The following is a 26,590-nucleotide window of genomic DNA, read 5'->3' on the forward strand; positions in this document are numbered from 1 at the left end:
GAAGATAGAAATCGAATTTAACTGTAGGACCAACTGTGGCCCCCATGCGCGCCTGTTTCAAGCACTGTCGCGGCGGATTGCTGCGGAAATCGCGAGCGTCCGCTCCGCTTGCCACAGATGCAGGACTTCGACCATTTTTCCCTCCAGCCGGATGACGCCCTTGCCGGCGTTTTCCGGAGCGGCGAAGGCGGCGGCAATCTTCTCGGCGCTTGCGATTTCGTGTGCGGAGGGCCCGAAGGCCGCGTTGGCCGCTGCCAGCTGCGCGGGATGGATCACCGTCTTGCCGTCGAAGCCCAGCATCGCCCCTTGTTCGCATTGCGCGGCAAATCCAGCCTCGTCATCCAAGGCGTTGAACACGCCGTCGAGCACAGAGAGGCCATAAGCCCGCGCCGCAACCACGGATTGGGTTAGCAACGGCAACATCGCACTCCGCCCTGTATCCAGCGTGCAGCGCATTTCCAGCGCCAGATCGTTGGTGCCGAGGACAAAAGTGGTGAGACCGGCACTCTTCGCTGCCGATGCAATGTCTGACAGATCGAGAAAAGCGGTGCAGGTTTCGAGCATCGCCCACAACTCGGGTCCATCCCCAACGGCGTCCCGGTACTCCGCCAATTGCCCGGCGGAGGACAACTTCGGCACCAGCACCGCGGCAATTTCGGATTTTTGCCAAAGGCCTCGCAATGCGTTGCAATCCGCCTCGCCCCATTCACTATCCAGCGCGTTGACGCGGATGACCAGCAAGCGATGACCGAGGCCGCCTTCGCGGGCCGCGGAAATCGCCGCTTCACGCGCTTCCGCCTTGGCATCGGGTGCGACCGCATCCTCGAGGTCGAGGATCACCGCGTCGCAATCGGCCTCGCGCGCCTTGGCCACGGCGCTGGCGCGGTTGGCGGGCAGGTACAGCGCCGTGCGGAGCGGGCGGTATTTCATGCCGGACGGTTGGCGATCAGATCATCCACCACGCCGGGGTCCGCGAGGGTCGAGGTATCCCCGAGGTTGCCAAGCTCGTTTTCCGCAATCTTGCGCAGGATGCGGCGCATGATCTTGCCGCTTCGGGTCTTGGGCAGGGCAGGGGCGAACTGGACGACGTCCGGCGTCGCGATCGGCCCGATTTCCTTGCGCACCCATTGCACCAGTTCGGCGCGCAGTTCGGCGCTGCCCTCAACTCCGGCGTTGGGCGTGACATAGGCGTAGATGCCTTGGCCCTTCACATCGTGCGGCATTCCGACCACCGCCGCTTCGGCCACATCCGGGTGGGCAACAAGCGCGCTTTCGACCTCCGCCGTGCCCATCCGGTGGCCCGAAACATTGATCACGTCGTCGATCCGGCCGGTGATCCAGTAATAGCCGTCCTCGTCCCTGCGGCACCCGTCGCCAGTAAAATAATGGCCCGGAAAGGTGCTGAAATAAGTCTGGAAAAACCGCTCGTGATCACCGTAAACGGTCCGCATCTGGCCCGGCCAGCTGTCGAGGATGACCAATGCCCCCTCGGCGGCGCCCTGCAATTCCTTGCCTTCGCCGTCGACCAGCGCCGGTTGGACGCCGAACATCGGCAGGGTCGCGCTGCCGGGTTTCAAAGCAATCGCGCCGGGTAGCGGCGAAATCATCGCGCCGCCGGTTTCCGTCTGCCACCAGGTGTCGACGATCGGGCACCGCCGCTCGCCGATGACCCGGTGGTACCATTCCCACGCTTCGGGGTTGATCGGTTCGCCGACGGAGCCGAGCAGGCGCAGGCTCTTACGGCTGGTGCGAGTGACATAATCGTCGCCCTCGCGCATCAGGGCGCGCAGGGCAGTCGGGGCGGCGTAGAAAATCTCGACGCGGTGCTTGTCGATCACCTGCCAGAAACGCGAGAAGTCCGGGAAATTCGGCACCCCTTCGAACATCACGGTGGTCGCGCCGTTCATCAGCGGGCCGTAAACGACATAGCTGTGCCCGGTGACCCAACCGACATCGGCAGCGCACCAGTAGACCGGCATCGAACCGTCCGCGTTCGGCTGGTAATCGAACACATATTCGTGCGTCATGCTGACCCACACCGAGTAGCCGCCGGTGGTGTGAAGTACGCCCTTGGGCTTGCCGGTAGAACCGGAGGTGTAGAGGATGAACAGCGGGTCTTCGGCATCCATCGGTTCAGGCGGGCATTCGGCGGACTGGCCCGATGCTGCCTCGGCCCAGTCGATATCGCGGCCGTCCACCATGGGGACATCGGCCCCCGTGTGGCGCAGCATGATGACCGTATCGACCGCCACCTTCTCCAGTGCGGCATCGACATTGGCCTTGAGCGGAATGGTCTTGCCGCCGCGAAGACCCTGGTCGGCGGTCAGGACGATGTTCGACTGGCAATCCTCGATCCGGCCAGCGAGTGCGTCGGGTGAAAACCCGGCGAACACGATGGAATGGATTGCGCCGATCCGGGCGCAGGCCAGCATGGCTACGGCGGCCTCCGGCACCATCGGCAGGTAGATCGTGACGCGGTCGCCTTTGGCAACGCCTTGCGACTTGAGAAGGTTGGCGAAGCGGCAGACGTCCTGGTGAAGCTGGGTATAGGTGATGCTCCGTCCGGGACTGGATGGATTGTCCGGTTCCCAGATGATCGCGACCTGGTCACCGCGCGTCTCGAGGTGTCGGTCGAGGCAGTTGGCCGCAAGGTTCAGCGTCCCCCCTTCGAACCAGCGAATGCGGAAATCCTGTTCGTCGAAGGAAGTGTCCTTCACGGTCTCGAATGGGCGGATCCAGTCGATCCGCTGCGCTTCTCGGCGCCAGAAAGTGTCGGGATCGATGACCGACTGGCGATATTTTTCGTGGTATCCGGCTTCGTCAATCAGCGCGCTCTTGGCCCATTGGTCAGGCACTGGATGGATGGTGTCGCTCATTGTCGTCTCCCGGGGAATGCTTGGCGGATCGCCGAAATTACAGCCTGCCGAATTTTTCCTCGTATCCGGCCATGTCGCCGCCCGCGAGGAATTGCGCCTGGGCCACCCAATTGTCGCGGCGGATGCGGCCTTCGAACCGGCCGAGCTGCGCGTCGATCCGGTCAATGTCGTCCTCCGACCACGCCGCGATCTGTGAGAAGCGGGTCACGCCGAGGGAAATCAGGGTTGCTTCCAGCTTTGGGCCTAAGCCCTTGATCCGGCTAAGGTCGTCGCCTGCAGTCTCGTCGGGATCGCCAGGTGTAGCCTTGAGGGCTTCGGCTTTCTGTTCTTCGACCACAGCGGCCACGGCAGTTCCGGCACCGGCGAGGCCGGGCGGGACCACCGGCGCAGTCGCCGGGCTCACGGCGGACGCGGGGGGAGTGTCGATCAGCGCCTGGTTGCGGATAGCGGGGGCCGCGCCTTCGTCGAGCGCGTCGGTCCTGGTGGTGACCACGCTGGTGCGGCGGGTGACCACAAATACCCAGTAGGCGACCGCGATGCCGATCAGCAACGCGATCACGAACAGCAGCCAATTATCCTGAATAAGTTCCACCATCATTCGTACCCTTCGTCATGCGCAATTCCGCGGCCCCAGAACACCCAGCCAATGCCGATGCCGATGCCGTACGTTACCAGCAGCAGGATCATCAATTCAAACCAGATCGGCATATTCATCAAGCCCCGCGAGTTGGCACCGGCGTCAGCGCGGCCCCGGTGTATCGACCGGCGTAGGCGCAATCGGCACCGTTGCGATCACTGAAAATTCGATCCGGCGGTTGGCGGGATCGGTCGGCAGGAGGCCTTCGACAGGCTTCGTCGAACCCAGGCCGCGCGCCCGGAGGCCATCGTTCGGAATGCCACGGTCGACCAGCGCCTGTTTGACGGCGAAGGCTCGCAATTGCGATAGCGCCAAATTCCCTGCCGGCGGACCGGATGCGTCGGTATGGCCGGTTATGGCGATGATGCTGCCGAGACACGGGCGCAGGGCTGCGGCAACTTCGTCGAGCAATTCAACGCTGGCGGGATCGAACGCGCTGCTGGATTCCTCGAACCGGATCGTCCGCGCACGCAGCAGCGCTTCGACGTCTTCCTGGCAGTGCATCGGGGTCAGCGCCAGGACCTGGTTCTCCGCGATGATCGAGCCATCGGCCCAATTGACCGCGCCGACGCCGGGGATCGAAGCTACGCCTTGGGCAACCTTGGCCCGGATGGCCTCGTCGACATCTTCGCCGCCGCTGAGCAGCGCGTGCCGGGTGGGCCAGCCGCGGCCGGTTTCGAAGCTGACGGTGATCGGCTCGCCGCCCGCAGTGGCAATCGCTTCCCTTGCCGCCGTTTTCATTTGCGCCGCCATTTGTCCGCCCCGGGACGCGCCGCCGACAAAGGCCAGCAAGGCGACCAGCAACGCGCCTGCGAGAAGAGCAACAATGGGGCGGATGGTCATCCCCCTTCCTTAGACATCCCCTCCGCCGACGCAAAGGGGTTGCCGAGAAAAAGGTCAGCGGAAGCTTATTCCCGGGCCGCTCCGCCATCAAGATCGGCAGCCACACCAACGAGCTGGCGGAATTCCTGCCGCCAGAAATCGCCTTGGGGTCCGGCCAGCCGGTCGATATCGGCAAAGGAAAAACCGGCGAGCAGCGGGTCCTTGCGCAGTTTCTGCCCATATGCGGCCACCGCCGCGGCAAAGGCGAAATCGCCGCGTGGTGGCGCCGAGGTCCTGATTGCGGCTGCGGGGACGACCGTATCGATCAGGCGCGAGGTCGTGCCATCCGGCAGCTTGTACCGCAGCTTGACATGGGCTGCTTCGGCAGTCCGTTCCGAAGTGGTTGCGGCGGCGGTTTGGCCATAACGGCGCGGAGGTATCCAGCCGGCGCTACCGACCGGCACGACTTCGTAAATCGCGGTGACCTGGTGGCCCGCGCCGATATCACCGGCATCGACCGCGTCGTTGTCGAAGTCCTCTTCCCGCAACGCCCGGTTCTCATAGCCGATCAGGCGGTACTGGCTGATTACCGCCGGATTGAATTCGACCTGTATCTTCACATCCTTGGCAATGGTGAACAGGGTCGACTGCATCTGGTCGCCGAGCACTTTTTTCGCTTCCATTGCGCTGTCGATGTAGGAATAATTTCCGTTTCCGTGGTCCGCGATCTGTTCCATCATCGCTTCGTTGTAATTGCCGGTGCCGAACCCCAGCGTAGTGAGGGTAATTCCGCTGTCGCGTTTCGCCTCGATCATCTCGATCAGCGCGTCCTGGCTGGATACGCCGACGTTGAAATCGCCGTCGGTAGCCAGGATCACCCGGTTCACCCCGCCGTCGATCCGGTTGTCTTCGGCGATCTGGTAGGCGAGCTGCAGCCCTGCGCCGCCGGCTGTCGAACCACCCGCCTCCAGCCGGTCGAGCGCGCTGCGGATGGTCCTGGTGTCACTGGTGGGCTCCAGCACGAGCCCGGCGGCACCGGCGTAGACCACGATCGAAACCTTGTCCCGGGGCGAAAGTTCACTCGCAAGACCGGCCAGTGCGGTTTTCACCAGCGGCAACTTGTCCGGGCTGTTCATGGAGCCGGAAACATCCAGCAGGAACACGAGGTTCGCCGAGGGCCGGGCCTCGCGCGGCAGATCGTAACCACGAAGGCCGATGCGGAGAAGCCTGGCGTTCGGGTTCCACGGTGACGCTGCGACATCGGTGGTCACGGTGAACGGCTGCGTGCGGTCCTTCGGCGCGGCGTAATCATAGCGAAAATAATTGATCAGCTCTTCGGTCCGGACAGCATCTTGCGGCGGAAGATTGCCCATCCTCAGGAACCTGCGGGTGTTGGCATAAGCGCCGGTATCGACATCGACGGAGAAGGTCGAAACCGGTTCCGCAGCAGTAAGCTTGACCGCAGAAACTTCTTCGCCGTCGTACCGTTCGCGGCCTGGGTCGGTCGCCACGACGACCGGCGGCACGAACTCGCGCATATGCATTGCCGGGGGAGGATTGAGCAGGTCCGCCCGCGTTACCCGCGAACTGGGCTGGGCAAGGGGAGGGGGCGCCATTGGAGGTGGGGGCGGCGGCGGCAGGGCAGTATCCGCCGCACCGGCGGCTTCGTTGACAGGCTGACCGGTAACCACGACCTCGTCACGCGGCGCGGTGGAGCAACTTGCCATCAGACCGGCAGCGGAAATCGTGACCATTATTCGCGTAGCGCGCATCGTACCCTCCCCATTAACTGCGTGATACCTTGTATCCTGGGAGTGAATGCCGACTGAACGTTCTATAGCTGCGACGGTTTGGTGCTTTCGGTCGGCTCGCCGCCGATATTCTTCCGGAACAGGACGCGGTCTTCAGGTCCGAAACCCTTGTGCCAGATCACGAACCCATAGGTCAGCAGGATCGCCGGAATGCCCAGCGAAAGCTCGGCCCATTCGGGCAGTAGGGTCGCCAGATAGCCGACCACGACCGCAGGCGCTGCGGCCCATACCAGCGCCCAGCGCCAGTTGTTGACCGGGTAGCCAAGGATCCGCGACAGCAGCCACGCCTTGGCGAGAGACATGATACCCAGCGCGAGCATCAGCGAAAGGGCGGCCCCCGCCGCACGGTAATAGTCGCTGAGTTCGTAGCGGTCCGCCAGCAGCATCGCTCCGACGGTCAACGCGGCTTGCAGCAGGATGGTGGCGATGGAAATCCACAGGTTCCTCAGGCGCGCCATGTACACGAGCGCAGCCTCCGAAACCACGGCTGTGGCGGCTACGACTTCGGCGGCGAGCAGGAACGCCAGCGCCCCGGTACCCGCAACGAAGCCCGGTCCGATCAGGCCCATCACGCCTTCGCCCGGCACCCCCAAGGCCAATGCGATCCCCGCTTGCGCAGCGATGATCCAGAAGCCGACCTGGCACACCTGCGCGGCAATCCCTGCGTAGTTCTTTTCCTTGAGATTGCGGGTGATGACGGGGCCCAGGATCGGCTCGAAACTGGTCTTCAACTTTTGCGGCAGGCTGGCGACCTGCTGCGCGACATAATAGACGCCGACCGCCGCGGGCGCTGCGAACAGGCCCAGGATGAACAGGTCTAACCGCCGCGTCCCCCACTCGATCGCATCGGCGGTGGCGAGGGGAAGCCCCCGGACGGTCAGCCGGCTCATGCGGCTTAGGCTGGGTTTCCAGCCGCGCGGGAGGCCGTAATCGCGAATGAACGGCCAGAACGCTGTCAACGCGGCCGCCAGGATCGATGCGACATAGGCCATGCTCAGACCGCTGGAAGGCAGCAGCACGAAAAACACTCCGGCCATGATCGAGATCGTCCAGGGCTCGACCACAGCCCGGGAGCGCACCGTGGCGGCGATATCGAATTTGTAGGCCTGCGCCGCCAGCGCGATTTCCGTCATCGCCAGCGCCGGAATGGCGAGCACGATCAGCCGGTCGAGTTCGGTGTACTGGCCGCTGGGAAACATCGGTGCGGGTAGCAGGTACAACAGCAACGCCGCGGCGCTGCCGAACAGGAACGCCGCCAGCAAGCCGTCGTAAACGATGTGGCCCGGGACAACATCGTCGCCGCCGTCCGACAGTCGCTGCGCGAGTCCGCGCTTTTCGCCGATTGTGCACAGCATTGCGATCAGTTCGACGATCACCAGCGCCGATGCAAAGCGGCCCAGCGCCTCCGCCCCGTACAGGCGACCCGCGATGAACAAAAACGGCAGCCGGGCAGCCAGGCGCAGGAGGAAACCGATGAAATTGGTCCGGCCGCCCTTGGCCAGCGCGGCGATATCCCCCTCGTCGGTACGTTCGGGGACAGCCTCCGCAGAGGGGTCCGGAGGTCGGTCAGTGGTTGCGGTCACGCAGAAGTTTCCTGCTCTGTCGTGAGCGGACGGGCGAGCAGGCGCGTCACTACTTCAGCCGCTGCCGCCCCGCCGAGCAACTGGCCCACAGCCGCGACAATCGGCATCGCCACTCCGCTTTGCGCGGCGAGCTCGACCAGGACCGGCGCGGTGTGGGCGCCCTCGGCCACGGTGCGCCGGTCGGCCATCAGCACAGCCGATGATTTCCCTTCGCCCAAGGCTTTGCCGAGCGAGAAATTACGGCTGGAGCTGGATGAGCAAGTGAGGACCAGATCGCCCAGTCCGCACAGCCCCGCCAAAGTATCCCGCCGCGCCCCAAGGGCTTCACCGAACCGCAGCATTTCCGCGTAACCCCGGGCAATTAGCGCCGCGCGGGCGTTCTGGCCCAAGCCAAGCCCGTCGACCACGCCGCAGGCAATCGCCAGCACGTTCTTGACCGCGCCGCCGATCTCCGCGCCGACGACATCGTCCGAGTAATAGGGCCGGAATTGCGGCCGCGCGATGATCTTGGCGATCCGGTCCCATTGCTCTTCCCCGCCGCCGCACGCGAGCGTAACCGCGGTCGGCATTCCGGCAGCGACTTCGTGGGCGAAGGTCGGGCCGGACAGGATTGCGATATCGCTTCCCGGCGCTGCGGCCTTCGCGACATCGTTCATCAGCCGTCCGCTGCCCGCTTCGATGCCCTTGCTGCACAGGACGAGGTCGCGCGGGTGGCCAGCCATGCCGCCAAGGACGCGGCCGAGATGCTGCGCCGGGGTCACCACCAGCGCAGTGTCATAACCCGCGAAATCGGCAAGATTGCCGGTTGCTTTGATGGATGCGGACAGGCTTGCGGAGGGGAGATACAGGCTGTTGGTTCGGCGGCTGTTGATTTCCTCGACCAATTCCGGCTCCAGCGCCCAGATCAGCACTTCGCGCCCGTCGGAGGCGAGCATCTGCGCGAGGGCGGTGCCCCACGCGCCCGCACCGAGGACGCCGACCGGTTTCGCACCGGCGCTCATCCTTTCGACCCCGCGCCGCGCACCAGCGCAGCATCCGGATCGAGCGGCCAACGGGGGCGGGCGGCAAAATCGAGCGGATCGGACTGGCCGGTGGCAAGCCGCTCCGCCCCCGCCCATGCGATCATCGCGGCGTTGTCCGTGCACAGTGCCATAGGCGGCGCTACGAAGGCCATGCTGCGCTGCGCCGCGAAATCTTCCAGCGCGCTGCGGATGGCGGTGTTGGCGGCCACCCCGCCTGCAACCACAAGAGCCGGCATGGCTTCGCTGGCATCCAGCGACACCCGCAGCCGGTCGATCACGCAATCGATCGCAGCTTGCTGGAAACTGGCGGCGATGTCGGCATCGCTGTATTTGCCGCTGTCCTTGGCGCGCATCACCGCGCTCTTGAGCCCGGCGAAGGAGAAATGCGGTTCGCCGCTACCGACCAATGGGCGGGGCAGGGGCACGGCCTTGGAATCGCCCGACTGTGCCAACCGCTCGACCGCCGGACCGCCCGGATAGCCCAGACCAAGCAATTTCGCAGTCTTGTCGAACGCTTCGCCCAGGGCATCGTCGATCGTGGTGGCGAGACGGCGGTACTGACCGACTCCTTCCACCCTGAGGATCTGGCAATGCCCGCCCGATACCAGCAGCAGCGCATAGGGAAATTCGAGTGTCGGATCGGCGAGGCGGGGGCTGAGCGCGTGCCCTTCAAGGTGGTTGACCGCGATGAGCGGCACTCCGCTGGCCATCGCCAGGGCCTTGGCGCTGACCAGCCCGACCATCACTCCTCCGATAAGGCCGGGCCCGGCAGTAGCTGCAATGGCATCAAGATCGCGTAGCTCGACGCCGCCTTCGGCCATGACCTGGCGGATTATCGGAGTAAGGATTTCCGCATGCGCGCGCGCGGCGATTTCGGGCACGACGCCGCCATAGGGCGCGTGCGCCTCGATCTGCGAAGCGATTACCTGCGCGACGATCCTGCGGTCGGTGGTGACCAGGGCCGCAGCAGTCTCGTCGCAACTGGATTCTATTCCGAGTACGATCCCCATGGGCTTCCCCTGAACGAGATGGATGGCTAGGGCAAGCAAACGCTATGATTTGGACCCTATGACCAGACCCTCCAATCCTGCATCGTCGCTCCCCTCACCCTTGCTTCGGCTGGGCACCCGTCAGTCGCCGCTGGCGATGGCCCAGGCCCATGAAACGCGCAGCCGGTTATGCGCTGCGCACGGGTGGGACGAGAATGCGGTGGAACTGGTCCCGGTACGCGCAAGCGGCGACAAGAACGTCGATGTACCGCTGGCGGATATCGGCGGCAAGGCTTTGTGGACCAAGGAACTCGATGCGTGGCTCGGCGAAGGCCATATCGATCTTGCGGTGCACTCGATGAAGGACGTCGAGACGATCCGCCCGCCCCAGTTGACTATAACCGCGATCCTGCCCCGCGCAGACGTGCGCGACGTGCTGATCGGCGCGTCCAGCATCACCGGCATTCCCCAAGGAGCCAGGGTTGGGACGAGCGCGCCGCGCCGGGCAGCGCAGATGCTCAGCCGCCGCCCGGATTGCGAGATCGTGATGTTCCGCGGCAACGTCGCATCGCGGCTGGCGAAGCTGGCAGCGGGCGAGGCGGATGTGACTCTGCTGGCGGCGGCGGGCCTCGAACGGCTCGGCCGGACCGGCACCGGCACGCCGCTGGAAGTGGACGACTGGCTTCCGGCCCCCGCGCAGGGCGCAATCGGCATTGAATGCCGGACGGACGATGCGGAAACACGCGCCCTGGTCGCAGCAATCGACCACGCGCCGAGCCATGCCGCGATCATGGCCGAGCGCGCCTTGCTCGCGGCGCTGGGCGGCAATTGCCACAGCCCCATCGCCGTGCTGAGCGAGATGGCGGACGGCCGCATGACCCTGACATCAGTGCTTTACAGTCCTGACGGGGCCGAGCGGGTGCAGGGCAGCCTGACGTTCGACATTGGCGATACGGATGCGCCCGCACGCCTTGCGGGTGACCTGCTGCAGCGTGCATCGGCTGGCATCACCGCTTATTTCGACGGGGCGCCCGGGGCAGTTTCTTGACCGCCAATATTTTTGCCATTCGCCCGGAGCCCGGACTGGCGGCTACCATATCGGCCGCGCGCAGCATGAGTCTCGAGATAGTTGGCGAGCCCTTGTTCGAAATTCGGCCGGTTGCATGGAGCGCGCCCGATCCCGCCGAAGTCGATGCACTGTTGATCGGCAGTGCCAATGTTTTCCGGCACGGAGGCCCGCAGCTCGACAAGTTCCGCGGCACGCCGGTGCACGCCGTTGGCCGGACGACGGCGGAACTGGCCGAAAGCGCGGGGTTCACAGTCGAGAGAACCGGTTCGAGCGGGCTCCAGTCACTGCTGCAGACCGGCGGCGGGACGTCTCCCGGAATTAGGCGTTACCTGCGTTTGTCGGGAGCGGAGCGGGTACCCCTGGAGGTGCCAACCGGTGTCGTGATCGCGGAGCGTATCGTCTATGACGCAGCGCCGATCGCCATACCGCCGGAGTTTGAAAGAATGCTCCGCGCCGGAGGGATTGTCCTGCTGCATTCCGCTGCGGCTGCGCGTCATTTCGCCGGGGAATGCGACCGGCTGGGCATACCGAAGAGCGCTCTCCGGCTGGCCGCGCTGGGGCCGCGCATTACCGAGATGCTTGAAGGCGAGTGGGGCGACATACGCCATGCCGAAGCTCCGAACGATGCCGCATTGCTGGCCTTGGCCAAGGACATGTGCCAAGACCGTTGAAACATTTGCCCCTGCACGTAAAATCGGGGGACGGGTTGCAGAACAGGAATTGATGGAAAGATATTCGAGTCAGGCCAGCCGGAAAACGACGCCGTTGCGCACGATATTGTGGGCAACGGGCGGATCGTTCCTGCTCGGTGCGTCGCTGGTCGGCTATATCGCTTACAAGATGGACGGGAACTGGGACAGCGTCGTCAAATCCGATCCGGCCACCGAAATCGCTGCCGTGGCCGATGATACAGCGGCAATGCCCGGCCCTACTCCCAGCCCAACGGAAACCGCCAAGGCCGAAGCTGCGGAGCAAGCTGTCGAGCGGGTTGCCGAGCAGCAGGGCGGCCTCGATCAACGGCTTGCGGCAGCGGAGCAGCGGCTGGCACAGCTCGACCTTCAGACGCAGGCGGCTACCGGCAACGCGGCCCGTGCAGAGGGGTTGCTGATCGCCTTCGCGACCCGCCGCACGATGGAGCGCGGGGCCGAACTCGGTTATCTGGCGGATCAATTGCGGATCCGTTTCAGCGATGCGTTGCCCAACGCTGTGAGCACGATCATAGAGACATCACGCAATCCGATCACTCTCGATCAATTGTTGGCACGGCTTGAAGGGTTGGGCCCGGAACTGTCCGATTCGACAGAGGAACCTTCGTTCGACCGGTTCCGCCGGGAATTGAGCGAACTTTTCATTATCCGCCGCGAATCTTCACCTTCGCCGCAGCCGGAACGGCGGCTGGAGCGGGCGCGGTATTTCCTAGAAAGCGGCCGGGTCAGCGCTGCGATCGAAGAAGTGAAGATGCTGCCCGGCGCCTCGCGCGCTTCCGTCTGGATCAAGGACGCCGAGCGCTATGCCGCAGCCCAACAGGCGCTTGATCTGATCGAAACCTCCGCCGTGCTCGAACCGCGCCGCCTACGTGACGGCGAAGGAAACCTTGTGCAGCAGGCCAGCCCAGTCGAAGCGGGCGTCTGACGGTCACGCTTTCAGCAATTCGGGCATATCCCCGGTAACCCCGCGGGCTTCGTCCATGAACCAGTTCTTGAGCGCCGGTACGCGCTGGATGCCAGCCATTCCCGCCCGCCGTACAGCCGAGGCGGTGCGCCCCGGAATTCCGAAGATGCGGGTCAGCCCATCGGTTGCGAGCGCGACGGTAAAGGCATCGAGCCCGCGCCATTTCTCGTACCGCGCAAGCAGCTGCGCATCGCCCGGTTCCAATCCCAGGCGCATCCCTTCGGCGAGCACTTCCGCCAGGGCGCCGACATCCCGCAGCCCGAGGTTGAGGCCTTGGCCGGCAATCGGGTGAATTCCGTGCGCCGCATCGCCAACCAGTGCCAGCCGCGGAGCGGTGATCTTGGCTGTATGGTGAAAGCCAAGGGGATAGGATGACCGCGGCGCGACGGCCGTAATCTCGCCGAAAATGCTGCCCATGCGCTTTTCGACTTCGGCGAGGAACGCGCGGTCCGACAGTTTCAGGACCCCGGCGGCATCCTTTTCCGCCACGGTCCATACCAGCGCGCTGCGGTGGGTGCCGTCGGGATTGTCGAGCATCGGCAGCAGCGCAAACGGCCCGGCGGAGTAGAAGATTTCCCACGCCACGTTGTCATGCGGCAATTCGTGCGTCAGACCGGCGATGATCGCGCGGTGGGTATAGTCCCATTTCGCCAGCACCAACCCCGCCTCGTCGCGGGTGGGGGAGTTACGCCCTTCCGCAGCGACCATCAGACTGGCGGACAATTCATGGCCATCGCCGAGCACGGCAGAGACGCCGTATTCGCCACGATGGCGGGCGGTGACTTCGGCACGGGAATGCCAGGAAATCAGCGGTTCTTCCGCTGCGGCTTCGAACAGCGCAAGCCGCAATTCGCGATTGGCGAACATCCGGCCAAGCGATCCCTCGTGCGGTTCTGGGGTGAAATCGAGCCGGCCCGGGCGCATCTGGTCGGACACGGCGATGCTGGCGATCGCGCTGCCATGCGGTTCGAGCCGGTCCGACAGGCCGATGTTGCGAAACAGGTTCCAGCTGGCGGTGGAAATCGCCGAGGCGCGCCCGTCGAACCCCTCGGCGGTCAGCTCTGCCGGATCGGCGCGGTCAACCACATGGCTGGTCATGCCTTTCCTTGCCGCAGCCAGGGCGAGGGTCATCCCGACCAATCCGCCGCCCAGGATCAGTAAATCGCGCTTGTCGGTCTGGGGCTGCATTGATTCGCCTTATCTGCTGCTCGATAAAAGTGGGCTGCGTGTAACTATACTTGGCCATCGCCGAACTGTCGTGCAAGGACAATGCCCGCAATGTCTGCTTTCCGCCCCCTAAACTTCGTCCTGCTGCTCGCCTTCCTGCTGGCCGCGCTGGCGGCTGCGCCCGCACCTGCAAGCGCGCAGGCGGCGGACAACAACATTGAGGCAAAGCTAATCGCCGAAGGACCCGTTGCGGCAGGCAAGCGAGCGATGCTGGCGATCCGGTTTACTCCGGAACCGGGTTGGCATGGCTATTGGAAGAACCCCGGTGACGCCGGGTACGGCATGACGCTCGACTGGCAACTGCCCGCAGGCTGGCAAGCCGGGGAGCCGCAATATCCGGTCCCGCACCAACTCCTCATCAGCGGCCTCATGAACCATGTTTACAAGGGGCCGTACACCGTCCTGATCCCCGTCACGGCCGCGCAAGACGTGCCCGATGGCGGTAGAGTGCCGATCAGCGTCACTGCGCAATGGCTGGCCTGTACCGACGTAATCTGCGTGCCGGAACGCGCGGTGCTTCAGGCCACGGTTCCGACCTCGGGGCAAATCGACCCGCGGTTCACGGAATGGCGCGCGGCGATCCCTCCGCAGATCGATCGGGCCGCAGCCTTCATGGTCACGGACGAGTTGCTGCGTGTAGCGATACCGCTCCCGGCGGCGCAGGCCTTGCCCGATCCGCACATCTATCTCGAGAATACCGGCCTGATTGCCTACGGCGCTGACCAGCGCTTCAGCCGGACGGGCGACCTGTTGATCGGTGAAATACCGCTAGCCCTGTACGGCGAAGCTCCAGAAGACATCAAAGGCATTCTGGCGTTTGAGGACGGGCAGGGTGTCGGCTTCGAAGCGGCCGCGGGACCCGTTCCTGCGGGCGGAGTTCCGCTGGCGGGTACTGCGTCCGAAACGCCGCCGCTCGCCGTACTCCTGCTTGGGGCGTTCGTGGGCGGATTGATGCTCAACATCATGCCCTGCGTGTTCCCGATCCTCAGCCTGAAGGCGCTGACGCTGGCACGCGCGGGAACCGGCCAGCGCGAGGCACGGGCCGAAGGGCTGGCGTATACCGCGGGAGTCATCCTCGCTTCGACCGCGCTGGGCGGGTTGCTGCTGGCGCTGCGCGCTGCGGGAGAACAGGTCGGCTGGGCATTCCAGCTGCAGGAACCCGGCGTCGTGGTGGCGCTGGCCGTGCTCGCCGCAGCCATCACCGCCAATCTGGCAGGCTTGTTCGAATTGCCCTCGATTTCGATCACCCGGAGGGGCGAACCGGCAAGCGCCTTTGCCACCGGCCTGCTAGCGGCGGCGGTCGCGACGCCATGCACCGGGCCGTTCATGGCCGCAGCATTGGGCGCGGCGTTGCTGCTACCTCCGGTTCAGGCGCTGGTGCTGTTTGCCGTACTCGGGCTTGGGCTTGCCCTGCCGTTCCTGCTGATCGGCATGGTCCCGGCGCTGCGGCGGTTGCTGCCGCAGCCGGGCGCGTGGATGGAAGCATTCCGCAAGCTCATGGCGATCCCGATGGGCCTGACCGCGTTGGCCCTGATGTGGTTGGTGTGGCGTATCGGCGGCGACGTTTTCGCGGTCATGACCCTCGCGCTGGCGGCAGCGCTGATCGGCGCGTTCGCGCTGCTGGGCCGCCAGGACCGTACCCTTCGCTACGCAGGATTTGCTGCAATAGCTGTCGGGGCGTTGTTGCTGGCCGGGATGCCCGGGACGTTCGAGCGGTCCTCCGCGCGCGCCGAAACCAGCATCCTCGATCCGGTGGATTTCACCGCGGCCAATCTGGCCGAGGCACGGTCAACCGGACGCCCTGTTTTCCTGTGGTTCACCGCCGACTGGTGCGTAACCTGCAAAGTCAATGAAAGCGTCGCGATTGAGCGCGATGCGACCCGCGAGGCGTTCGAGGCGGCGGGGGTGATCGCGGTCAAGGGCGACTGGACCGAACGCGATCCGGAGATAACCCGTTTCCTGACCGCGCAGGGCGCAGCCGGGATTCCGCTGTATATCTGGTACGGTCCCGACGGTCAGCAACAGCAACTCGGGCAAGTCCTTGCACCCGACAGCCTCGTCGATCTCGCCAACGGAACCTAGCTGGGTTCCGGCAATTCCGGCGCTGGTTCGGACTTCGCGCGGCAGGCTTCGATCAATTCGCCGGGCAGGGGACTGGGGTTGAGATCAAGCTGGCCCGCTCCGGGGAGGGTGGCCGCCACGGTGCGTTTGCCCGTCAGGACTTCCAGGTCCGGTTCGTCAGCCGGCATGGCCCCTTCCCACAGCCATGCGCGTCCGTTCCACTCAGCATCGACCGGAATGCGCGCGATATGACCGTTGCCGACCAGTGCAAACAGCGCCTTGGCCTGCGCATTCGCGGCGGCAAAGCGGGTGAATTTCATCTGCGCGACGCCTCCCGCCAGTTCGCATTCAAGCGCCAGGAAGGGCGTTTCGCCCGGATTGCCGTACAGGATCCGATCAGCGGACTTGCTGTTCGCCCAGACCGCGTTGGCGGTGTCGGGGGAGGGCAAAGGTTCCCCCACCGCGCCCCTGGCTTCGGCCAGGTCGACCCGCTCGAGATAATCGTCGCTCGCCGGCGGTTTGCAGGCGGCGACAGTCAGGAGCGCGGAAAACAGGAGGAGCCGGCAGGCCAGCGGAACTTCAACCAGCGGCGTGGTTCCCTGCGTGACAGTGCTGCCGGATGTTTGAATGCTCGCAGCCTGTTTGATCCTGACTTTTGGCATGGGCGGAGCAGGACAGTTCAAGTTGGAAGTGGGGGACATTCACGGCGGGTTCTATAAGCGCCGAACCGCTGCGGGTTCAAGGAGTTCACGCAGCGGGCGGGGGATTATCTAAGGGGCGCGGGTTTGCACCGGGAAATACCGGAACGCGCCCTATTTCTTCCACTTCCGCTGCGTCTGGCCATAGCTCATCTTACGGGTGCCGGGCTTGCCCTCGGTGCTGCGTCCCACGATCGGCGCTTTCTTGTCGGCGTCGGGGATGCCGAGCTCGTCGGATTCCAGCTTGCGGATTTCGTCGCGCAAGCGGCCCGCTTCTTCGAATTCCAGATCGGCGGCGGCGGCGCGCATCTTCTTTTCCAGGTCTTCGATGTAGGCCCGCAGATTGTGGCCGACCAGATTGTTGGCACCCTCGGCGTCGATTTCCACCAGAACGCCGTCTCGGCTGGCGGTGTGGGCGACGATATCCTGGATATTGCGCTTGATGGTGGTCGGGGTGATCCCGTGCTCCACATTGTACTCGTGCTGCTTTTCGCGGCGGCGGTCGGTTTCGGCCATCGCGCGTTCCATGCTACCGGTAATGCGGTCGGCATAGAGGATGACCCGCCCGTCGACATTGCGCGCCGCGCGTCCGATGGTCTGGATAAGCGACGTTTCGCTGCGGAGGAAACCCTCCTTGTCCGCATCGAGGATACACACCAGCCCGCACTCGGGAATGTCGAGCCCTTCGCGCAGCAGGTTGATCCCGACCAGCACGTCATAGACGCCCAGCCGCAAGTCGCGGATCAGCTCGATACGTTCCAGCGTTTCGACATCGGAGTGCATGTAGCGGACCCGCAGGCCCGCCTCGTGCATGAATTCGGTGAGGTCTTCCGCCATCCGCTTGGTCAGGGTGGTGACGAGCGTGCGGTACCCGTTCGCGGCGACCTGGCGGCACTGGTCGATGCAATCCTGCACCTGGTCTTCCACCGGGCGGATTTCGACCGGCGGATCGATCAGGCCGGTCGGCCGAATGACCTGTTCCGCGAAGACACCGCCGGTCTGTTCCATTTCCCAATTGCCCGGGGTGGCGGACACGGCGAACGTCTGCGGGCGCATCGCGTCCCATTCGTTGAAGCGGAGCGGGCGGTTGTCGATGCAGCTCGGCAGGCGGAAGCCGTATTCCGCCAGTGTGATCTTGCGCCGGTGGTCGCCCTTGGACATCGCGCCAATCTGGGGCACGGTCTGATGGCTTTCATCGACGAACAGCAGCGCGTTCTCAGGCAGATATTCGAACAACGTCGGCGGCGGTTCGCCGGGCAGCCGCCCGGTCAGGAACCGGCTGTAATTCTCGATCCCGGCGCAGCTTCCGGTGGCCGCGATCATTTCGAGGTCGAAATTGGTCCGCTGCTCCAGCCGCTGGAGTTCCAGCAGCTTGCCTTCGGCCTCCAGTTCCTTGAGCCGTTCGGCAAGTTCGAATTTGATCGCTTCCGCCGCCTGTTTCATCGTCGGGCCGGGGGTCACGTAGTGCGAATTGGCGTAGACGCGCACTTTTTCCAGGCTCGCGCCAGCCTTGCCGGTCAGCGGATCGAACTCGCTGATTGCTTCGATATCATCGCCGAAGAAACTGACGCGCCACGCCATGTCTTCGTAATGGCTCGGGAAAATCTCCAGATTGTCGCCCCGCACCCGGAAGGTGCCGCGGGTGAAGGCGGCGTCGTTGCGCTTGTATTGCAGCGCCACCAGCTTGCGGATCAGTTCGCGCTGGTCGACCGTATCGCCCGCCTTGATGTCGAAGATCATCGCCGAATAGGTTTCGACCGAGCCGATCCCGTAGAGACAGGACACCGAGGCGACGATGATCACGTCGTCGCGTTCGAGCAGCGCACGGGTCGCCGAATGGCGCATCCGGTCGATCGCCTCGTTTACGCTGGATTCCTTCTCGATGTAGGTATCCGATCGCGGAACATAGGCTTCCGGCTGGTAATAGTCGTAATAGCTGACGAAATATTCGACGGCATTGTTCGGGAAGAAGCTCTTGAATTCGCCGTATAATTGCGCGGCAAGGATCTTGTTCGGAGCCAGGATCAGGGCGGGGCGCTGCAATTCCTCGATCACCTTGGCCATGGTGAACGTCTTCCCGCTGCCGGTGACGCCCAGCAGCACCTGCGTCTGTTCGTCCTGCTTCGTCCCCGCGACCAGTTCCCTGATCGCGGTGGGCTGGTCTCCGGCCGGTTCATATTCGGAGACGAGTTCGAACCGGCGGCCCGGCATCGACTTGTCGGGGCGTTTGGGTTTGTGCGGGGTAAAGTCGCCGGAAGTATCCGGTTCCTCCAGCCCGCGACGAATCACGAGTTCTGCCATATGCGAACATATGGGGAATGCGGTCTGCACCTGCAAGAAGTTGGCAGACTGGTAGCAACTTGGTATTCACCGGCGGGGACATAGGTGGATTACAACGGGAGGCCCATGATGCGAATTGCGATAATCTTGCCGATAACGGCGTTTGCCCTGGCTGGCTGCGGTAGCGAAAATGCCGAAGAAAAAAGCGTCGAGGAAGTCGTCGCCGAAGCGCGGGAAATGGAGGGTCCACGCCCGGGCCAGTACGAAACCAAGACCGTCCTGCGCGAATTTTCCGTGCCCGGGGTACCCGCCCAGCAGGCGGAGATGATGAAGAAGCAATTCGCCGCCGGGACAGACAGGACGGAGACTTTCTGCCTGACCAAGGAACAGGCGGACAAGGGGTTCGAGGACATGGTTCGTTCCATGGGGCAAATGGGCGAGAACGTGACCTGCACCTTCGCGAAATTCGATACGTCCGGTTCCAAGCTGGACGCGGCGTTGAACTGCGACGGGCCGGGCGGCACCAAGATGAGCATGGCGATGGACGGCACTGTCGAACCCGAGCAATCCGAAATGACGATGACCATGAACAGCAGTTCCACCATGATGCCGGGGATGGAAATGACCATGGTGATGGATTCCCGGTCCCGCCGCATCGGGGAATGTCCCGCTTAGGACGAACGAAGCCCCTGTAACGGACGAAGGAAGTCGATGAAATCATCTCGCGGTATCCAGGGTTCCCCTGCCAGCGCCGACCTTCGCGCCCGGCTCGCACTGGCGCGGGAACCGAAACCGCGCGATGCCGGCGGACCTCCGCTCCGGCGATTGCTGGCGGAAACGCAGGTGGTGATCGAACCGGTCCGGCGGCTCGCCCGCAATCTCGACATCCAGATGGCAGACCATCCCCGCAAGGTGATGCTGCTGCCGGGTTTCGCCACCCATCCGATCCGCATGCGGTATATGGCGCGGCAATTGGAAAAGGCCGGTCATAAGGTCAAGCGGTGGGGCCTTGGTTTCAATTTCGGACCCACGGTGGAAAATTTCGTGATCCTCGAGCGTCGGCTGGATGATCTTTACCAGCGTTACAACCGGGAACCGGTCTATCTGGTCGGCTGGAGCCTGGGCGGATTGTTCGCCCGGGAACTGGCCAAGCGCCATCCGGAAAAGGTCGCCAGGGTGGTGACGATGGGCTCGCCCTTTTCGGGCAATCCGCGCGCCAACAACGCATGGCGGATTTACCAGTTCGTGACCGGCCATAGCGTCGATTACCCGCCGATTGCCGGGAACACGGGGGCCAAGCCGCCGGTCTACACCACGGCCCTGTGGAGCCCGCGGGACGGGATCATCAGTCCGCGCAGCGCATGCGGCAAGCCGGGTGAACGCGACCGGGCAGTTGCGCTTCGCTGCACCCACCTCGGCTTCGCCTATTCGGAGGAATCTATCCGTGCAGTCCTGCGGGAATTGGAAGAAGAATGAAGGTAGCCCTTTATTATCTTCGCAGTTGCGGTATCAGTGTGGCTCACCGCGGGATAGCTCGCGATCAGGGGGTACATGGCTGACACGCCGGACAAGTTTGACGAAATGCAAAAGCCGGACGGCTCAATCCGTACCGCCTACGGTGATTACAACAGCTGGTACGAAGAACAGGCGCCCGATCTCCTGCGCCGCAAACATTTCGAAGCGGAAGGAAGTTTCCGCCGCACCGGCATTACCTTCAATGTTTATGGCGAGAACGAAGCCGAAGAACGGCTGATCCCGTTCGACATGGTCCCCCGGGTTATCGCCGCCGGGGAATGGCGCAAGCTGACCAAGGGCATCGAGCAGCGCGTCCGGGCGCTCAACGCATTCATGTACGACCTTTACCACCGGCAGGAAATCATCCGCGCCGGGCGGGTGCCGGAACGGCTGTTCCGCAACAACGCCGCATGGCTGCCCAACATGGTCGGCTTCACCCCGCCAGGCGGAGTCTACACGCATATCGTCGGGATCGACCTGGTGCGGACCGGGCCGGACGAATGGTTTGTGCTGGAAGACAACGCACGGACCCCGTCCGGCGTCAGCTACATGCTGGAAAACCGCGAAACCATGATGTCGATGTTTCCCGAGCTGTTTACCCGCATGGGTGTCGAACCGGTCTCGGACTATCCCCGCCGTCTCGCCAAGAGCCTGGCTGCGTGCGCGCCCCCGGCGACCAAGGGCAAGCCGGTGGTCGCGGTGCTCACCCCCGGCATCTACAACAGTGCCTATTTCGAACACGCATTCCTGGCCGACCAGATGGGCGCGGAGCTGGTCGAAGGCACGGATTTGCGGGTAATCGACGGCCGTGTGGGGATGCGCACGACGCGCGGTTTCCAGCCGGTCGATGTGATCTACCGCCGTGTCGACGATGATTTCCTCGACCCGCTCAGTTTCAACCCCAACAGCGTGCTGGGTATTCCCGGGATCATGGACGTCTACCGCGCGGGCGGGGTCACCATAGCCAACGCGCCCGGAACCGGGGTGTGCGACGACAAGGCGATCTACAGTTTCATGCCGGAAATCGTCGAATTCTACACCGGCGAGAAGCCGCTGCTGCCCAATGTCCAGACGTGGCGCTGCTCGGAACCCGAAAGCCTCGCTTATGTGCTCGACAATCTGGCCGAGCTGGTGGTGAAGGAAGTGCATGGTTCGGGCGGGTACGGCATGCTGATCGGCCCAACCGCTTCGCGCCGCGAGATTGCGGATTTCCGCAGGAAGTTGCAGTCCAATCCGGAAAACTACATTGCCCAGCCGACCTTGGCCCTGTCGACGTGCCCGATCTTCACCAAGAAGGGCCTCGCCCCGCGCCATGTCGATCTGCGGCCGTTCGTGCTCGTTTCGCCTGACGCCATCGACATTACCCCCGGCGGCCTGACGCGCGTGGCGATGAAGAAGGGTTCGCTGGTGGTGAATTCAAGCCAGGGCGGCGGGACCAAGGACACATGGGTGTTGAAGGATTGATGGCGCACCGGGCAACTGCGGAGGCTGGCTCATGCTAGGCCGTACAGCGAACGGGCTGTTCTGGATGTTCCGGTACCTCGAACGGGCGGAGAACACTGCGCGCTTGCTGGACGCGGGCCTGCGAATGGCGCTCACCCGCGATCTGGCCAGTTCGCAAGAGGAATGGCGCTCTGTCATCCAGACTGCAGGCCAGAAAACCTCCTACGAGAAGAAGTTCGACACCTATACCGGCAGCCAGACTTGGAACTTCATCCTGCGGGACAAGGAAAATCCGGCCAGCGTGATGCAGATGCTGGATTCGGTGCGGACCAACGCGCGGCTTTCACGCAACGCCATCAGCAGCGAATTGTGGGAAGCGATCAACGAAACCTGGATGCAGATCAAGGAGATGCTGTCGCGTCCAGTCACGCAATCGACCGTGGGTCAGGTCGTCACCGCGGTCCGGCGCGGAGGCACCCTGGTGCACGGCGCGATGGCCGGTTCGATGTTGCGCAGCGAAGGTTACCATTTCGCCCGCGCCGGCACGTTCCTCGAACGCGGCGAAAGCACCGCCCGGATCCTCGACATCAAATATTACCTGCTGCTACCCTCGTTCTCCTACGTCGGATCGACGCACGATACCGGCCAGTGGGACACCGTGCTGCGGTCCGTTTCGGGGGACCGCGGTTACCGTTTTCTCAACGCGGGTCAGATCGATGCGCGCGGGATCGTGGAGTTTCTGCTGCTCGATACAAGGTTCCCCCGCAGCCTGGCCTTCTGCCATGCGTCGGTGCGCGAAAATCTCCGCTCGCTGGCCAAGATCCACGGGGTCGAAGCGCGCTCGAACCTGTTGATGCGGGAAGCCGACACGAGGATTGCGGACATGACCGTCGACGCCGTATTCGAAATGGGACTGCACCGGTTCCTGATCGAATACATGAACAGCAACGCCGCGATTGCCGCTGCAATCGCCGAAGATTATCGGTTTACCGGCTGACCATGCGCTTATCCATCCGCCATTCGACCCGATACAACTTCACCGAGCCGGTGGTGCATGCCTTGCAGCGTCTGCGGCTGACGCCGAAAGCCACCCAAGGCCAACGAATCCTGTCGTGGGACATGCATTACGAGCATGCGACCCGCGAACTCGAATATGACGACGAGCATTTCAACCACGTTACGCTGGTCTCGATCGATCCCGGTGCGACCGCGGTTATAATCCGGTGCGAAGGGCTGATAGATACCGAAGACAACTCCGGTATCATCGGGCAACACTCGGGGCATCTGCCGCTGTGGTCTTTCCTCAGCCAGACGTCGCTGACCAAGCCGGGCACGCAGGTCAACCAGATGCTTCGCAGCCTGTCGGACACGTCCGGAGACAAGCTGGCGTTCCTCCATGCCCTGTCGTCCCGCATTCTCGAGAATGTCGAATACAAGATCGGCCAGACGGATGTCCGCACGACCGCGGAAGAAGCGTGGGTGCGTGGCGGCGGGGTATGCCAGGATCACGCGCATATCTTCATCGGCGCGGCGCGGGCGATGGACATCCCGGCGCGCTATGTCAGCGGCTACTTGATGATGGACGACCGGATCGACCAGGAGGCGACCCACGCTTGGGCGGAAGCGCATGTCGACGGGCTCGGCTGGGTCGGCTTCGATGTCTCGAACGGGATCAGTCCCGACCCCCGCTATGTCCGGGTGGCTACCGGGCGGGATTACCGCGATGCGGCGCCGATCACCGGAATCAGTTTCGGCAGTGCTACCCAGACGCTGCATGTCGAAGTCGCGGTCGAACAGCAGCAAGTACAGCAGTGACAGCCGCAGGAAATTAAGATGACGTATTGTGTAGGTATGCTGGTCGACAAGGGCCTGGTGATGATGAGCGACACCCGGACCAATTCGGGTGTCGACAACATCTCCGTGTTTCGCAAGATGTTCCACTGGAACATTCCGGGAGAGCGGATCATCGCGGTCATGACGGCCGGCAATCTTGCCACCACGCAGGCCGTGATCAGCAAGCTGGAAGAACGGTCCAAGGCGCCGGACGACCGGATCAATTCCGTGCTCGAGAGCGCCACCATGTTCCAGGTCGCCACCGCGATCGGCGAACTGGTCCGCGAAACCATCAGCGAACGGCAGGCCGCCAATGGCATGACCGGCAAGGGCAAGTTCACCGCGTCGATGATCGTGGCCGGCCAGATCGCCGGCATGGAACCGCGGCTGTTCATGGTCTATCCCGAGGGCAACTTCATCGAGGCAAGTTTCGACACTCCGTTCTTCCAGATCGGCGAGACCAAATACGGCCGCCCGATCATACTGCGGGGATACGACCGGTCGATGAGTTTCGAGGAAGCGGTCAAGTTGCTGATGGTGTCCTTCGATTCCACGCTCAAGGCCAATCTTTCGGTGGGATTGCCGCTCGACCTGATGGTGATCGAACAGGACGGGTTCGAACCGCTCCACGAACGGCGGATCGCGCAGGGCGATCCTTACTTCCAGACGATCTCCTCAAGTTGGGGCGATGCGCTCAAGGCCGCGTTCCACTCGCTGCCCGATTACAGTTTATCCAATAAGTAGAATTACATAGCGGAGAGTGCCTAGGCATTACCGCTGACCGTGAATCTCCTTATATCCGCTCCGAAATGGAGCTTCCTGCGCACCGCGGCGGTGGTAGGGTTAACCGGCGCTAACCATCCGCATTGGTTCCAATGCGCCGTGCCAAGCCGGAAACTCCGGCGCAGTTCCGAAGCATGGAACAGCAACTCATCATCCGCTTCGTCGAACCCTCCAGCAGGGTCAGGGCCGAACTTGCCCGCAGCGCCTTCGCACTCGGGCACCATGCAGAGGTCTATGCCGACCTCGACGAATTGACCGATCACATGCCCGAGACCGGGGTGCTGGTGGTGCGCGACGATCCGCTGGCTGGAGGGGTGGCTGCGGTGCTTGCCCGGCTGGCGGAGCACGGCCACTGGTTGCCCCTGATTGCGACCGATACCACACCCAATCCCCACCGGATCGTTGCCGCGATGAAAGCCGGCGCGCTCGATTATCTGCCTCTCCCGCTCGACGCCCGCCGTTTTGCCGCCTCGCTCGAGCAGATCGCCAGCGACATGGCCCATCATGGCCACGCCCGCCGCCGGATGGTCGAGGCTCGCAGCCGGATCGCCGGACTGTCCGCCCGCGAACGTGAAGTGCTCCACTGGCTGGCCGAGGGCAGCAGCAACAAGACTATCGCCCGTGAACTCGATATCAGCCCGCGCACTGTCGAAATCCACCGCGCCAACATGATGGCAAAGCTGGGCGCGAAGCATGCGGCGGAGGCGGTACGTCTGAGGATCGAGGCCGATATGGACATCGGTATCGCCGCCTGACGAAGCCGCATTACCGGCAGAACGACCCGTCGCCTTTCTCTAGGTGCAGATGGTCCCGGTGCGCCGCGTTGTAATCGGGTCCAAGCACCGTACCGAAGCGTTTGCAGGCGCTGGCATGGACTACCCGCAGGAATTCGCGTTCAGCCCGTCCGCCGCCGCTCCAGTCCGCCAGCACGCTGATGCGCCGCCCGTCCGCCAGCACGAATGCGGCGACGTCCACTGCTTCGGCGGAAGCATGCGCGCTGCGGCGTCCGCTGCCCGCAACATTGCGGCAGGCATAGCTGCCCATCGTCTCGATCCGGGCGAGGGGGCTGCCGAGGATCTGCCGCGCCGCGCGGTCCACCCCGAAGCGTGACCACCCGGCCATCAATTCTGCCGTGGGGCAGGTCACAGGCCCCATGTTGGCGAGCGAAAACCGCTCCCGGTCCCCTTGCAGCGCGCTCAAATTGACCGCGTTCACCGCGGAACATCCCGCGCCGTAATACCGGTCGGGCAGGGGGGTGAATTGCGTGCCCGCTTGTCCCAGCTTGGCGAGACATTGCCCTGCGCCCGGGGTGACCGCGATTGCCGAACTGGACGGGCCGCGCACAGCCTGATCCCCGCTTCCGCCCGGCACCATGCTGCCGCATCCCGCCAGCGCCGCGCCCAGTGCGATCAGGATCGGGAGCCGTGCCATGTCGCGCATATTGTCAAACCGCGATGAACCACGCCCTAATGGCGGGGTGGTGCAGAGGCGGAGCAGGCCAGGACGCGCTATTCCGGCGGGGCGCATTGCTGCCATAACTCGATCTTGATCCCATCCGGGTCCAGCAGCCACGCGAATTTGCCGTAGCCTTCGTCGGCACTGTCGAGGATTTCGACGCCCCGTTCCTTCAGCAGCGCGACAAATCCGTCCAGATCGTCCACCCGCAGGTTGATCATGAACCCGCCGCGCCCAGGCTTGATATAGGTGTCGTCCGCAAAGTGGCTGATCAGGGAATAGGGCTGCTCGCACGTTTCTTCGGACCACAGCATTTGCGGCCCGTATTCTCCGTCCAGTCCCAGCACGTCGCGGTACCACGCCCGCGTCGCCGCCGGATCGGACACGGCGTAGAACACGCCGCCCATCCCGGTGATTTTCGGTCCCATCCGCTCCGGTCCGTTTGCCTGCGCCATCACCATCTCCTCCTGATAGCGACACGGCATAGCAAAAAACCGCCCAAGGTTACAAAGGTGACACGTCCAACATTTCGTGTCCGCCGCGTAAGCGTCTGACAGGGCGAGCTAAATTGTCCGAAGGTGACAGATTGCCCGTGCGGCGCAAATAAAATGTTCGCGCGGGTGGGCGGCTGATTGTTGCGCGCAATACCCGATCTGCGGAGTTGGGATGCAGGGTTCGTCATCCCGCCGGGAATGGCAGATTCCGGGAGTGTAGGAAAATGTGCTCGATGGCGCTTGGTCCCGAGCGCTGCGGTCTTGCCTCACCCCATCAGGGTAGAGGGGGGAGCCCTGCGGAGGCCGCGGGTCTTCGGCGCG

The 26,590-nt window shown here is 63.8% G+C and carries 24 protein-coding genes; 11 read left to right on the top strand and 13 right to left on the bottom strand.

Annotation, left to right across the window (positions count from 1 at the left end; translation table 11 throughout):
- Nucleotides 1-57: 57 nt before the first annotated feature.
- The 8 genes from GRI65_RS01370 to tsaD form a co-directional block, all read right to left on the bottom strand.
- Entirely contained in the window at nt 58-930 is an 873-nt protein-coding gene (locus tag GRI65_RS01370) for an HpcH/HpaI aldolase/citrate lyase family protein (RefSeq protein WP_160754748.1), read from the bottom strand.
- Nucleotides 927-2,876 (bottom strand): acetate--CoA ligase, encoded by a 1,950-nt coding sequence (acs, locus tag GRI65_RS01375; RefSeq protein WP_160754749.1) that lies wholly within the window; start codon nt 2,874-2,876, stop codon nt 927-929. The genes GRI65_RS01370 and acs overlap by 4 nt, the downstream gene beginning before the upstream one ends.
- 37 nt (nt 2,877-2,913) lie before the next feature.
- A complete protein-coding gene (locus GRI65_RS01380; RefSeq protein ID WP_160754750.1) occupies nt 2,914-3,471 on the bottom strand; it encodes a hypothetical protein in 558 nt (185 codons plus the stop codon).
- A gap of 144 nt (nt 3,472-3,615) precedes the next feature.
- Nucleotides 3,616-4,356 carry an OmpA family protein gene (locus GRI65_RS01385; RefSeq protein ID WP_160754751.1) on the bottom strand — a complete coding sequence of 247 codons (741 nt, stop codon included), beginning with the start codon at nt 4,354-4,356 and terminating at the stop codon, nt 3,616-3,618.
- Between the two features lie 65 nt (nt 4,357-4,421).
- The gene (locus GRI65_RS01390; RefSeq protein ID WP_160754752.1) at nt 4,422-6,107 is read right to left on the bottom strand and encodes a vWA domain-containing protein; all 1,686 of its coding nucleotides are present in this window, start codon (nt 6,105-6,107) and stop codon (nt 4,422-4,424) included.
- Nucleotides 6,108-6,169: 62 nt separating this feature from the next.
- A complete protein-coding gene (locus tag GRI65_RS01395; protein ID WP_408609021.1) occupies nt 6,170-7,729 on the bottom strand; it encodes a lipopolysaccharide biosynthesis protein in 1,560 nt (519 codons plus the stop codon).
- Entirely contained in the window at nt 7,726-8,730 is a 1,005-nt protein-coding gene (locus GRI65_RS01400) for an NAD(P)H-dependent glycerol-3-phosphate dehydrogenase (RefSeq protein WP_160754753.1), read from the bottom strand. The genes GRI65_RS01395 and GRI65_RS01400 overlap by 4 nt, the downstream gene beginning before the upstream one ends.
- On the bottom strand, nt 8,727-9,761 hold the full coding sequence (gene tsaD, locus GRI65_RS01405) for a tRNA (adenosine(37)-N6)-threonylcarbamoyltransferase complex transferase subunit TsaD (protein ID WP_160754754.1): 1,035 nt from the start codon (nt 9,759-9,761) through the stop codon (nt 8,727-8,729). Before tsaD ends, GRI65_RS01400 begins: the two co-directional genes overlap by 4 nt.
- A gap of 58 nt (nt 9,762-9,819) precedes the next feature.
- On the opposite strand from tsaD, the gene hemC reads away from it, so the two are divergent.
- From hemC to GRI65_RS01420, 3 genes are read left to right on the top strand one after another with little or no spacing between them, the layout of a single operon-like run.
- On the top strand, nt 9,820-10,788 hold the full coding sequence (gene hemC, locus GRI65_RS01410) for a hydroxymethylbilane synthase (protein ID WP_160754755.1): 969 nt from the start codon (nt 9,820-9,822) through the stop codon (nt 10,786-10,788).
- Nucleotides 10,785-11,480, top strand: a complete 696-nt coding sequence (locus tag GRI65_RS01415) for a uroporphyrinogen-III synthase (protein ID WP_232843878.1) — start codon at nt 10,785-10,787, stop codon at nt 11,478-11,480. Before hemC ends, GRI65_RS01415 begins: the two co-directional genes overlap by 4 nt.
- Nucleotides 11,481-11,532: 52 nt before the next feature.
- Nucleotides 11,533-12,441 (top strand): mitofilin family membrane protein, encoded by a 909-nt coding sequence (locus GRI65_RS01420; protein WP_160754756.1) that lies wholly within the window; start codon nt 11,533-11,535, stop codon nt 12,439-12,441.
- A 3-nt stretch (nt 12,442-12,444) separates the two neighbouring features.
- Here GRI65_RS01420 and GRI65_RS01425 read toward each other — a convergent pair whose 3' ends face one another.
- On the bottom strand, nt 12,445-13,668 hold the full coding sequence (locus tag GRI65_RS01425; RefSeq protein WP_160754757.1) for an FAD-dependent monooxygenase: 1,224 nt from the start codon (nt 13,666-13,668) through the stop codon (nt 12,445-12,447).
- 90 nt (nt 13,669-13,758) lie between these two features.
- Between GRI65_RS01425 and GRI65_RS01430 the strand changes: the two genes are divergently transcribed.
- On the top strand, nt 13,759-15,789 hold the full coding sequence (locus tag GRI65_RS01430; RefSeq protein ID WP_160754758.1) for a protein-disulfide reductase DsbD family protein: 2,031 nt from the start codon (nt 13,759-13,761) through the stop codon (nt 15,787-15,789).
- On the opposite strand, the gene GRI65_RS01435 is transcribed toward GRI65_RS01430, so the two are convergent.
- Nucleotides 15,786-16,430: a hypothetical protein gene (locus GRI65_RS01435; protein WP_160754759.1), complete on the bottom strand. Its 645-nt coding sequence runs from the start codon at nt 16,428-16,430 to the stop codon at nt 15,786-15,788. The genes GRI65_RS01430 and GRI65_RS01435 overlap by 4 nt on opposite strands.
- A gap of 150 nt (nt 16,431-16,580) precedes the next feature.
- A complete protein-coding gene (uvrB, locus tag GRI65_RS01440) occupies nt 16,581-18,767 on the bottom strand; it encodes an excinuclease ABC subunit UvrB (protein WP_160754760.1) in 2,187 nt (728 codons plus the stop codon).
- Between the two features lie 108 nt (nt 18,768-18,875).
- Between uvrB and GRI65_RS01445 the strand changes: the two genes are divergently transcribed.
- The 7 genes from GRI65_RS01445 (at nt 18,876) to GRI65_RS01475 (ending at nt 25,075) form a co-directional block, all read left to right on the top strand.
- Complete coding sequence (locus tag GRI65_RS01445; RefSeq protein ID WP_160754761.1) at nt 18,876-19,421, top strand: DUF3617 domain-containing protein; 546 nt, start codon at nt 18,876-18,878, stop codon at nt 19,419-19,421.
- Nucleotides 19,422-19,457: 36 nt separating this feature from the next.
- A complete protein-coding gene (locus tag GRI65_RS01450; RefSeq protein ID WP_160754762.1) occupies nt 19,458-20,222 on the top strand; it encodes an esterase/lipase family protein in 765 nt (254 codons plus the stop codon).
- Between the two features lie 75 nt (nt 20,223-20,297).
- Complete coding sequence (locus tag GRI65_RS01455; RefSeq protein WP_160754763.1) at nt 20,298-21,725, top strand: circularly permuted type 2 ATP-grasp protein; 1,428 nt, start codon at nt 20,298-20,300, stop codon at nt 21,723-21,725.
- Between the two features lie 31 nt (nt 21,726-21,756).
- A complete protein-coding gene (locus tag GRI65_RS01460) occupies nt 21,757-22,701 on the top strand; it encodes an alpha-E domain-containing protein (RefSeq protein ID WP_160754764.1) in 945 nt (314 codons plus the stop codon).
- A 2-nt stretch (nt 22,702-22,703) separates the two neighbouring features.
- A complete protein-coding gene (locus tag GRI65_RS01465) occupies nt 22,704-23,519 on the top strand; it encodes a transglutaminase family protein (protein WP_160754765.1) in 816 nt (271 codons plus the stop codon).
- A gap of 18 nt (nt 23,520-23,537) precedes the next feature.
- Nucleotides 23,538-24,281, top strand: a complete 744-nt coding sequence (locus GRI65_RS01470; protein WP_160754766.1) for a proteasome-type protease — start codon at nt 23,538-23,540, stop codon at nt 24,279-24,281.
- Between the two features lie 173 nt (nt 24,282-24,454).
- A complete protein-coding gene (locus GRI65_RS01475; protein WP_160754767.1) occupies nt 24,455-25,075 on the top strand; it encodes a response regulator transcription factor in 621 nt (206 codons plus the stop codon).
- 10 nt (nt 25,076-25,085) lie between these two features.
- Here GRI65_RS01475 and GRI65_RS01480 read toward each other — a convergent pair whose 3' ends face one another.
- A complete protein-coding gene (locus GRI65_RS01480; RefSeq protein ID WP_160754768.1) occupies nt 25,086-25,751 on the bottom strand; it encodes an extensin family protein in 666 nt (221 codons plus the stop codon).
- Nucleotides 25,752-25,828: 77 nt separating this feature from the next.
- Nucleotides 25,829-26,230, bottom strand: coding sequence for a VOC family protein (locus tag GRI65_RS01485; protein ID WP_160754769.1), 402 nt, complete (start codon nt 26,228-26,230; stop codon nt 25,829-25,831).
- Nucleotides 26,231-26,590: the final 360 nt, after the last annotated feature.

Origin of the sequence: Allopontixanthobacter sediminis, assembly GCF_009828115.1 — a bacterium.
GTDB classification, from domain to species: domain Bacteria; phylum Pseudomonadota; class Alphaproteobacteria; order Sphingomonadales; family Sphingomonadaceae; genus Allopontixanthobacter; species Allopontixanthobacter sediminis.